General features: G+C 72.7%; 9 protein-coding genes and 1 pseudogene. 4 read left to right on the forward strand and 6 right to left on the reverse strand.

Going from position 1 to position 10,551, the window contains the following annotated elements:
* Positions 1-276: 276 nt before the first annotated feature.
* A complete protein-coding gene (gene galU / locus I3F54_RS04940) occupies positions 277-1,227 on the forward strand; it encodes a UTP--glucose-1-phosphate uridylyltransferase GalU (RefSeq protein ID WP_374205855.1) in 951 nt (316 codons plus the stop codon).
* A 151-nt stretch (positions 1,228-1,378) separates the two neighbouring features.
* Here the strand turns inward: galU and I3F54_RS04945 are convergent, their stop codons facing one another.
* The 4 genes from I3F54_RS04945 to I3F54_RS04960 form a co-directional block, all read right to left on the reverse strand.
* Positions 1,379-1,816 carry a DUF4442 domain-containing protein gene (locus I3F54_RS04945; RefSeq protein WP_240117364.1) on the reverse strand — a complete coding sequence of 146 codons (438 nt, stop codon included), beginning with the start codon at positions 1,814-1,816 and terminating at the stop codon, positions 1,379-1,381.
* A 224-nt stretch (positions 1,817-2,040) separates the two neighbouring features.
* Positions 2,041-2,886, reverse strand: coding sequence for a spermidine synthase (locus I3F54_RS04950; protein ID WP_240117339.1), 846 nt, complete (start codon positions 2,884-2,886; stop codon positions 2,041-2,043).
* A gap of 151 nt (positions 2,887-3,037) precedes the next feature.
* Complete coding sequence (gene tuf / locus I3F54_RS04955) at positions 3,038-4,219, reverse strand: elongation factor Tu (protein WP_240117340.1); 1,182 nt, start codon at positions 4,217-4,219, stop codon at positions 3,038-3,040.
* Between the two features lie 288 nt (positions 4,220-4,507).
* Entirely contained in the window at positions 4,508-5,230 is a 723-nt protein-coding gene (locus I3F54_RS04960) for a DNA alkylation repair protein (protein WP_240117341.1), read from the reverse strand.
* A 49-nt stretch (positions 5,231-5,279) separates the two neighbouring features.
* Here I3F54_RS04960 and I3F54_RS04965 point away from each other — a divergent pair, with 49 nt between their 5' ends.
* On the forward strand, positions 5,280-6,059 hold the full coding sequence (locus I3F54_RS04965) for a TVP38/TMEM64 family protein (RefSeq protein WP_240117342.1): 780 nt from the start codon (positions 5,280-5,282) through the stop codon (positions 6,057-6,059).
* Positions 6,060-6,452: 393 nt separating this feature from the next.
* Entirely contained in the window at positions 6,453-7,328 is an 876-nt protein-coding gene (locus I3F54_RS04970) for an undecaprenyl-diphosphate phosphatase (RefSeq protein ID WP_240117343.1), read from the forward strand.
* A 132-nt stretch (positions 7,329-7,460) separates the two neighbouring features.
* Here I3F54_RS04970 and I3F54_RS04975 read toward each other — a convergent pair whose 3' ends face one another.
* Positions 7,461-7,733: a hypothetical protein gene (locus I3F54_RS04975; RefSeq protein ID WP_240117344.1), complete on the reverse strand. Its 273-nt coding sequence runs from the start codon at positions 7,731-7,733 to the stop codon at positions 7,461-7,463.
* Between the two features lie 26 nt (positions 7,734-7,759).
* Between I3F54_RS04975 and I3F54_RS04980 the strand changes: the two are divergent.
* Positions 7,760-8,323: pseudogene (locus I3F54_RS04980) on the forward strand (erythromycin esterase family protein); the annotation flags it as partial.
* Positions 8,324-9,198: 875 nt separating this feature from the next.
* On the opposite strand, the gene I3F54_RS04985 reads toward I3F54_RS04980, so the two are convergent.
* Positions 9,199-10,185, reverse strand: a complete 987-nt coding sequence (locus I3F54_RS04985) for a tyrosine-type recombinase/integrase (RefSeq protein ID WP_308373116.1) — start codon at positions 10,183-10,185, stop codon at positions 9,199-9,201.
* Positions 10,186-10,551 lie beyond the last annotated feature (366 nt).

Below are 10,551 nucleotides of genomic sequence, written 5' to 3' on the forward strand. Positions count from 1 at the left end.
CTGCGCCCCGGGACCCCCCGGGCGCGCGCCCGTTGGACGCGCATGCCCTCGAAGCCTACCGGGTCGCTCTGACGTGCGACGTCCCGTCGGCCGCATCGGCGTCCCGGCGCCGAGCGGTCCGCGATCCGCGATCCGCGCAGGCGAACCGGACCCGGGGCGAAGGGCGCGGGGGTGACGGAACGCCCGGGGAGCGCGTGCCACCGCCCGGCAGGGTCCACAGCCCCCTCTCATCCCGCTCCGGGCCGGCTCTCATCGCGGTGTTCCAGCATGCATCGCATGAGCACCCCCCGGACTTCACCGACTCCCCCGACCTCGTCCGCCGTGCGCAAGGCGGTCGTTCCGGCCGCCGGACTCGGGACACGGTTCCTGCCCGCGACGAAGGCCACGCCGAAGGAGATGCTGCCGGTCGTCGACAAACCCGCCATCCAGTACGTCGTCGAGGAGGCCGCGGCGGCGGGGCTCGACGACATCCTGATGGTCACCGGTCGGCACAAGCGGGCCATCGAGGACCATTTCGACCACGCCGTCGAGCTGGAACAGACCCTCGCGGCCAAGGGCGACGCGGTGCGTCTCGACGCGGTGCGCGACCCGGCCCGGCTGGCCGACATCCACCACATCAGGCAGGGCGACCCGCTGGGTCTGGGCCACGCCGTGCTGTGCGCCCGCCACCACGTGGGCGGGCAGCCCTTCGCCGTGCTGCTCGGCGACGACCTGATCGACCCGCGCGAGACCCTGCTCCGCAGGATGCTCCAGGTGCGCGACGCCCGCGCGGGCAGCGTGGTGGCACTGATGGAAGTGCCCGAGGAACAGATCCACCTGTACGGCTGCGCGGCCGTCGCACCGACCTCCGAGCCGGACGTCGTCCGCGTCACGGGCCTGGTGGAGAAGCCGTCCCGCCGGGCGGCGCCCAGCCGCTACGCGGTGATCGGCCGCTATGTCCTCGACCCGGAGGTCTTCGGCGTCCTGGAGCACACCCCGCCCGGCCGCGGTGGGGAGATCCAGCTGACCGACGCCCTCCAGGAAATGGCCGCCGGCGGCACGGTCCACGGTGTGGTCTTCGACGGTCTGCGCTACGACACCGGCGACAAGGCCGAATACCTGCGCACGGTCGTCCGGCTGGCCTGCGAACGCCCGGATCTGGGACCGGAGTTCACCGCCTGGCTCAGAGACTTCGTGACGAACCTGGACGACGGCACGCGCACCGTGACCGAAAGCGCGGCGGCCTGAACCGGACCCAACCGGCATCCCCCGGTCAAACCGGCGACGTCCCGGCGGGAGTGGGACCCTTGCGGGGTCCCGGGCCCGTGCCGCGCGCGCATGCGGAACCCGCGGAGGTGCCCGGGCCCGCGGAGCAACCCCGCACTCGGGCCCACACCGCTCAGCCGTTGGGGCGCAGCGTCCACACCACGGTCATCTCACCGGTCACGGCACCGTCCCCGCGGCGGATCTCGACGGTCACCGGGAACTCCGGCCGCTCCCCCGCGTCCAGTTCGGCCACGACCTCGGCGGCGGGACGCCCGAGCGTCGCCGTGGCGGTGACGGCGCCCATCGCGAGCTTGCGGTACGCGATCTCGGCCCGCACGGCGAGCGGCACGGCCCGCGACAGCTGCTCCCCGAACGCGGCCAGGACGATCGCCCCGCTGGCCGACTCGCCGAGCGTGAACATCGCACCGGCGTGCGGCCCGCCCACGTGGTTGTGGTAGTCGCTCTGGTCCGGCAGGGCGACCACGGCCTTCTCCGGCGTGGTCTCCATGAACTCGAGGTTGAGGGTCCGGGCCATGGGCACCGTGGCGGCGAGCATCTCGCCGATGGACATCTGGTCTGCGCTCATGGGACGGGAGGTTACCCGCGAGTAGCATCATCTGGCCAGAGAGGCGGGCGCGGGGCGTCCCCGGGGGTGCGCCGCACTGGTCGTGGGGGTGACGGCGGCGGTGCTGTGCGGGCCGGACGTGCGCGGCCCGCGGCACCGCGGCCGGCCCGCGGCCGCGGCCGGCCCGTGGCCGGGGGCAGCCCGTGGCCGGGGGCGGCCCCAACGGCGACTCAGCCGATGCCGAACGCGCCGTCGGGGGGCTCGGGTGACGGCACGGCGTCCGCGTCCCGTACCGGCTGCGCGTCGCCGGTGAACCGGCGCAGCGGCGGTCCGTGCTCGACCCGGGCCGGGAAGGCGTCGGCGGCGGTCAGCCGGGTGAGGGCCGCGGTGTCGACGGGCCGGTGGGAGGCGACGAGCACCGCGTTGCCGAAACGCCGTCCGCGCAGCACGCCCGGCTCGGCGATCAGCGCGAGTTCTTCGAACACCGCTGCGAACGTGGCGAGTTGGGACCGCAGGAAGGCGAAGGGCGCTCCGTCGGCGAGGTTCGCCAGGTAGACGCCGTCGTCTCGCAGCACCCGGTCTGCGTCGCGGGCGTAGGCGAGCGTGGTCAGGTGCGCCGGGATCCGGGAGCCGCCGAACACGTCCGCGACGAGGACGTCGGCCGAGGCGTCCGGGGCCGCTTCCAGCCAGGCCCGCGCGTCGGCGGCGTGCAGCACGATGCCGCTGCCGCCGGGCAGCGGGAGGTGCTCGGCGACCAGGTCCAGCAGGCCGCGGTCGGCGTCGACGACGTCCTGCCGGGATCCGGGCCGGGTGGCGGCGACGTACCGGGGCAGGGTGAGCGCGCCGCCGCCGAGGTGCAGGACGTCCAGGGCCCGCCCGGGCTCCGCGACGGTGTCCAGCACATGCCCGAGGCGCCGCGCGTACTCGAACTCCAGATGCTGCGGCGCATCCAGATCGACGTACGACTGCGGCGCCCCGTCGACGGTCAGCAGCCAGGCCCGCTCCCGGTCGACGTCGGGCATGAGCCGGGCCGTGCCCTGGTCGACGGTCCGGGTGACGGGGATGGCTTCGTTCACCGTCTCATTGTGCCCGTGCGGCCGCCCTGGGCCGACCCTCGTCCCCCGCGTCCGGAACCACGGCCACCCCGCGTCGTAAGCCGCGGTCCCGAAGTCCGGGACCGCGGCCTGGCGTTCCGGGACCGCCGTGGGTGTGCCCCGGGGCCGTCCCTCACAGCACGGCGGTCACGGTCCCCGCCCCGACGGTCCGCCCGCCCTCGCGGACGGCGAAGCCGAGCCCCGGCTCCAGTGGCACCTCCCGCCCCAGTTCGACGGTCATCTCCACCTGCTCCCCGGGCCGTGCGACAGCGGCGCCGCCGAGGTCGACGTCACCGACCACGTCGGCGGTGCGGATGTAGAACTGCGGTCGGTAGCCGGTCGCCAGGGGCGTCGTGCGACCACCCTCACGGGCCGACAGCACGTACACCTGCGCCGTGAACCGGCGCCGCGGGACCACGCTCCCGGGCTCGGCCACGACATGCCCGCGCCGGACGGAGTCCCGGGGCACCCCGCGCAGCAACAGCGCCACGTTGTCCCCGGCCTGCGCCTCCTGCATGGGCTTGCCGAAGGTCTCCAGGCCGGTGACGACGGTCTCGACACCGGCGCCGAGCGCCTCGACCCGGTCGCCGACGCGGACCGTTCCCCGCTCCACGGCACCGGTCACCACCGTCCCGCGCCCCGTGATGGTCAGGACGTTCTCCACCGGCAGCAGGAAAGGCGCGTCCAGGTACCGCTCGGGCACGGGCACGTAGGTGTCCACCGCGTCCAGCAGTGCCGCCACGGACGCCGTCCAGCGCGGGTCGCCCTCCAGGGCCCTGAGCCCGGAGACCCGGACGACGGGCGCGCTGTCGCCGCCGTAGCCGTGCGCGGTGAGCAGTTCGCGGACCTCCAGCTCGACGAGGTCGGCGAGCACCGCGTCCTCGCCGTCGTCGACGGCGTCGGCCTTGTTGAGCGCGACCACGATGTGGTCGACGCCGACCTGCCGGGCCAGCAGCACGTGCTCCGCGGTCTGCGGCATGATCCCGTCGAGCGCGGAGACGACGAGGATCGCGCCGTCGAGCTGCGCGGCGCCGGTGACCATGTTCTTGACGTAGTCGGCGTGGCCCGGCATGTCGACGTGGGCGTAGTGCCGGGTGTCGGTCTCGTACTCGACGTGCGCGATGTTGATGGTGATGCCGCGCGCGGCCTCCTCCGGCGCGCGGTCGATGCGGTCGAACGGAACGAAGGCGCCGGAACCCCGCTCGGCGAGGACCTTGGTGATGGCGGCGGTCAGGGTGGTCTTGCCGTGGTCGACGTGGCCCATCGTGCCGATGTTCAGGTGCGGTTTGGTGCGCACGTATGTCGTCTTGGACATGGCGATACCTCGAAGCCTGTTCGTGGGTGCTGCCTGGAAGGTCCCGGTCGTGCGGACCGGGACACGGACCCCGAGGAGTTCCCGACCCTCCCCCTGCGGGGTCCGCCGGACGATCCGGGGAGGGTCAGCTTCGGGCGCCGTCGACGGCGGCCAGGACGAGGAGGACGGCAGCCTTCGGCGCATCCGCGACGGCGGATGCTGCGAGCAGGAAGGCGTACCGGAACATGACGCCGATCTTCGCGGACCCGGCGGCCGGCGTCGAATGGTTTTCCGGGTGCGGGCGGTGGTTCAGCCTCCCGCGTGCTTCAGCGCCTCACGGACCGTCAGCGGCGCGAACCGGCCGCCCTCCCGCGCGAGGAGGTCGTGCACGGCCTGCGGGTCGGTCCGGGCGTACTCGCGCAGGGCCCAGCCGATCGCCTTGCGGACGAAGAAGTCTCGGTGCCCCGCACTGCTCAGGCAGTGGGCGAAGAGCCGCTCGGCGTCGGTGCGTTCCCGGTACCGCAACTGGTGCAGCAGCGCGGCCCGCACGAGCCACGGGTCGTCGGCGGCGGCCCAGGTGTCCATGACGGGGGCGAGGGAGCGGTCGGCCGCGACCAGGGGTCCGACGACGTGGACGGCGAGGGTGTCGACGGTGTCCCACCAGGAGACGGTGGTGAGGAGGTGCCGCACCACCGGCAGGAACGACGACGAGCAGCGTCCGGCGTGGCGGCGCAGGTAGTCGGCGGCGAAGTAGTGGTACTCCCGCTCGGGCAGCGCCCAGCAGCGCAACGCGACGGCCCGGCAGTCGGTCTCGTCGGGGCGCGCCGTGCCCGCGAGGACGGCGCGGGACAGCGCCCGGCGCGCTGGCGCGGGGATGCCGAGGAAGGGGACGGTGTCCTTCATGTACGCCCGCATGGCCGCGGCCCGCTCCGGGTCGGCCGCGGCACCGTACGCCGCGGTCAGGCGTGTGAGGACGGTGTCGGCGAGGGCGCTGCGGGGCACCTCGGCCGGGTCCGTGTCCGGGGCGTTCATGAGACGCACCCTACGGCGATCACCGGGGTGTGTCGGCTACTGTCGCCGGATGCTCGATGCCACCACCCGCTCCGGGGGCACCGCCGAGGCCCCTCCCCGGGCCGCCGCGGGCACCTTCGCCGCCCCCGCCGAGCTCTCCGTGCCCGTGAGCGCCGGCCTTGCCGCGCGCGGCACGAGAGCGGTGTTCTCCCCGTGGTCGCGGTTGTCCCTGCTGCTGGTGCTGCTGGCGTCCGCGGGCGCGGCGGTGCTGCTGTTCGAGCCACAGCGGCTGCTGGCGCACGGCTGGCCGCCGCAGCTGGGCGGGGCCGCCGCGGCGGCGGTGTTCGCAGCGGTGTACGGGCTGTGCACGGTGGCCTTCGTGCCGCGACCGCTGCTGAACCTGGCCGCGGGTGCCCTGTTCGGTTCGCAGCTCGGCCTGGGCACGGCGCTGACGGGGACGGTGCTCGGGGCGGGGCTCGCGTTCGGGCTGGGCCGGGTGCTCGGGCAGGACGCGCTGCGCCCGTTGCTCAGGGGCAGGTGGCTGACCGCGGCGGACGGGCAGCTGAGCCGGCACGGCTTCCGCTCGATGCTGGCCGTGCGGCTCTTCCCGGGGGTGCCGTTCTGGGCGGCGAACTACTGCGCGGCCGTCTCCCGGATGGGCGGCGTGCCGTTCCTCGCCGCGACGGCGCTCGGGTCGGTCCCGAACACCGCCGCGTACGCCGTGGCCGGCGCGCGGGCCTCGGCACCGACGTCGCCCGCCTTCCTGGTGGCGCTGGCCTGCATCGCCGTGCCGGCGCTGGCGGGCACGGCGGTGGCCTGGCGCAAGCGCCACCGTCTGCGGCTGCGGTGAGGGCGGGCGTGGGGCAGAACGGCTGGTGGGTCATCGCGTTGGCGAGGCCGCCCGCCTCGCGCATCGTCCCGGGCGTGCTGACGGGCCGTACGAACGCGTCGCGTGCGACGCCGTCCAGCGGGGCGACCCCGGCGTCGAACAGCCGCCCGCCCGCAGGCCCCGGGCCGGACGGCCACGGGGCCGACGGCGGCCCGACTCCCCGGTCGGCCGCATCCCCGAACGCGAGCGGCACCGCGGCCCCGTCACCCCGCCCCATCGGCTTCCCTCGTCAACCCCCGGTGACGGCACGGCAGTCGGGGACGCTACGCTGCCCTCGACACCGGTGATCACCGTGCGCGGCGGCCGAGCACGTCCGTCGCCCCTCCTCGATCGGCAGTTGGACTCCCCACCTTCATGTCTTGGTTTGAATCCCTCGTCCTCGGGCTCGTCCAGGGGCTGACCGAGTTCCTTCCCGTCTCCTCCAGCGCGCATCTGCGGCTGACGGCCGCCTTCTCCGGCTGGCACGACCCGGGCGCCGCCTTCACGGCGATCACCCAGATCGGCACGGAGACCGCGGTGCTGATCTACTTCCGCAAGGACATCGTCCGGATCCTGACGGCGTGGTTCCGCTCCCTGTACGACGGGGCGGCCCGCAGGGACCACGACGCCCGGATGGGCTGGCTGGTGATCGTCGGCTCGATACCGATCGGTGTGCTCGGGCTGACCCTCAAGGACCAGATCGAGGGGCCGTTCCGCGATCTGCGGATCACCGCGACGATGCTGGTCGTCGTCGGCGTGGTCATGGGCATCGCCGACCGGCTCGCGGCCCGCGACGAGAAGGGTGGCCGGCACCGGGCGCCCAAGCAGCGCAAGACGCTGGAGAACCTGGGCGTGAAGGACGGCCTCATCTACGGTTGCTGCCAGGCCATGGCGCTCGTCCCGGGCGTCTCCCGCTCCGGCGCCACCATCAGCGGCGGCCTGTTCATGGGCTACAAGCGCGAGGCCGCGGCCCGCTACTCCTTCCTGCTGGCCGTCCCCGCGGTGCTGGCGTCCGGCCTGTTCGAGCTGAAGGACGCGATGGAGGGCGACCACGTGGCCTGGGGGCCGACCCTTTTCGCGACCGTGATCGCCTTCGGCTCCGGATACGCGGTGATCGCATGGTTCATGAAGTACATCTCGACCAAGAGCTTCATGCCGTTCGTCTGGTACCGGATCGTCCTCGGCATCCTGCTGTTCGTGCTGGTGGGAGCCGGTGTGCTGAGCCCGCACGCGGGCGAGTCCGGCGGCTGAACCCGGGCCGCACAGGTGCCGCTGTCTAGCATTTCCCCGCACCTGATTGCAACACCACGCCGTGATCATCTCCCACTTGTCTCCCACCCAGGAAACCAGGAGACGATCAGCCAGAAGTGCGCACCTGCAAAGTCAGGAGCAGAAAGGAGGGCCCGCACAGCAGAGTGCGGGCCCTTCTGCGTGGCGGCAGCACACGCCGGTCACCGGGTCGGTGAAGCTCTGTCCGGGTGCGTACGCGGCCAGGTCCAGCGGGGTGCAGCCGGTGGGCGGAGTCGTGGTCGGGTTCGCGTTCAGGATCCGCACCGGGCCCTCGCCGGTCAGGGCGGCGGAGTCGACCTGGCAGATGAGAACTCCGGTGAAGCAGGCGGCCGCGTCGTTGCCCTGGACACGGCGGGATTCCGCCACGTATGCCGTCGTCTCCCCGGTCTGTGCTGGCCGACCTCGGCTTCCGCTCGATCACCCTGGAGACGGACCGCGTGTCCGCGCTGCGCATCGACGACCTCGTCAAGGGCGGCGACGGGCACCTCGACGACGTGGCGCGGGAGGGCTTCTCCCACGATTTCGGGAAGCTGGAGACCAACCGGCACCTCATCGCCTGGATGCGCGACCACAACGCGGACCTGCCGCCGCAGGAGCAGCTGTCCTTCCACGGCTTCGACGTCCCGACGGAGACGACCAGCGCCCGCAGCCCGCGGCTCTGCCTCGAACACGCCCGGGACTACCTGGGGCTCGACCTCGACCTCGCCGGGCTGTTGGGCGCGGACGAGCAGTGGAGTCGTACGGAGGCGGTAATGGACCCGGCCATGTCGATCGGCGCCACGCCCGAGGCCGACCGGCTGGGGTCCCTCGCCGACGACATGCTCACCCTGCTCCACACCAACGCCGCCGAGCGGATCGCCCAGACCTCGCGCGCGGAGTGGCTCCGGGCCAGGACACACCTCACCGCCGGCCTCGGTCTGCTGCGCTACCACCGGCAGGCGGCCCAGCGCCTGGAGAACTTCGACGGGGCCCGCGCCTGCCGCCTGGCCGTATTCCCGCTGGACCACCCGCTACAACTCCCGCCGAAGGCACTCACACCTCGGCAGCAGGCACCGATCACCTACGAACAACAGTCAGCTACTCTGACACTTGCTGCATAACGACACGAACAGGTGTCCACCCTCCAGGGGCAAGGCCCGGTGCCACTCGTCCAGAGTCCACCAGGGCCCGTCCGAACAGCGGGCGAGGAGGGCGAGGCGGCTGAACCGGAAGATCACCCGCAGCCGGGCGACGCTGCCGCGGGGAATGAGCCGGCCCCAGCGAGTGGCATGGAACCACCGCTGCAAAGCGGCCGCCGTCTCCCAGTCCATGGCCGATGGCGTCCCGCCGAGTGGTGTAGCCGATCAAGCTGGCGGAATCCGCAGGTCGTAGCCCGAATCGCCCTCGTCGGCGGCCCTGTTGGGGCTCGCCGAGCTGGGACCAGCGGTGATCGCACGACGGACCGCAGCGGCACGTACCGGACGGCTCCGAAGCGGAGGCGACGGACCGTGATCGGCTACACCACGACGGGGGACACGGCCCCATGGCCCGGATCGAGGGCGGGAAGGGTTGGTTGTCTCGGATCGCGCGGCGCAGGATGTTCGCGAACTGGTTGGTGCCCAGCACCGACGAACGGGTCCCGTCCATCGCCTGCCAGTGCGCCATCCAGGCCAGTTCAGCGGCGATCAGGTCGGGCAGACCGCTCAGGTCGATGCGGCGGTCACCGTTCTCGGTGATCTTCTCCCAGTCGGCGATGCCGTCGCCGGTCACCGGCCCCTTCCAGAGCTCGGGCAGCTCCCGCCAGAGCCGCCAGAACGGATCCTCTTCGCCGGCCGCGTGCAGATGACGCTGTTCACCGGCCATCATCGACCTGCCAGGCGGAGATGTACGACTTCCAGTTCGCCGCGGCCTGCAGGGCCTCGTCCTCGCGGACCCAGCCGTAGAGGTCGAGCGTGGTCTGCACGTGTGCGTGACCGAGTCTGCGTGAGACCACCCACTCCGGCGTCCCAGCCAGCAGCAGCGCGGTCGCGTGGCTGTGGCGGAACCAGTGCGGCGTCCAGGAGGCGGGGCCGACACGCTTCTTGCGCAGGGCGGACACCTTGTCCCGCACCGTGCCCTCGCGCAGGGCGGCCAGCAGCGGCGGCCGCTGAAGGTTCACCAGCAGCGGTGATCCGGCATCGATCTCGATGCCGGACTCGGCGGCCCGGCAGGCGAGGTGGGTGAGGTAGTCGGCGAACAGTCGCTCCAGGTCGCAGCCGACATAGACCCGCCGGGGGCGCATCATCTTCACCCTGGCCCCGTTCGTGTTGTCCTCGCGCGGCACGATCTCGACATAGGGAGTGGAGCCGCGGCCCATGACGAAGTCGCAGATCCGCAGGCCGAGAGCCTCGCCCAGACGCATGCCGGTCTCCGCGAGCAGAGCGAACAGCAGCCGGTCGCGCAGGTTGCCCGCCCACTCGCCGAGCGTGGCGTCCGGCATCGCGCAGCCGTCCAGGATCGCCTGGATCTCGTTCGGCAGCAGCAGCGGCGGGCGCCCACGATGCTGCTGGCGCCGGACCCTGACCAGCGAGGACGGGGCGGGAGCGGTGCGGGCGTCCAGGTGCGCGAGCAGGCCCCGGGCCGGGGCCCGGGCGGTGTCCCGCGCATGAGCCGGCCCGCGACCGGCACCGAGAAGACCGCCTCCTGCCAGCGGTAGAAGGAGATCAGCGCGGCCAGTCTCGCCTCCAACGTCCCGGCCTCGGGGCCCTGTTCGGGCTCGACCAGGGTGTGCTCGACAGTGCGGCCGTTGCGCAGCCAGGACAGGAACCCCGCGACCGCCGGGACCCCGAGATCGCCCCACCTTCCGGTCTCATCACGCTGTTCGAGGAACGTCCACCACTGGGCCAACGAGGTCGCATAGCCACGGACCGTGTTCGGCGACCAAAACTGCCGATGGGCCTCCAGCCAGTCCTCAACCGGCACGACGGTCCGGTACTTCTCGTCGATCACGGTCCATGTCCGCCGCCCGTTCGCGGGGCGGACCGCCAAGCTGTGCGCCACTGATCTCGTTCCGTCTCGTTGAAGAACTCCCGTTGACAGCAACGCATCAACGACGCAGAACGCTCACGGTGACGCTCGTTACCTGCGCAGATCTACGTACGGGAACTGGACGACGGCCGCTATCACTGCTCCGAGCGCACCATGTACCGGATCCTGAAGGAGGCCG

It is taken from the genome of Streptomyces sp. MUM 2J (assembly GCF_022414535.1).
Classification (GTDB): Bacteria; Actinomycetota; Actinomycetes; order Streptomycetales; family Streptomycetaceae; genus Streptomyces.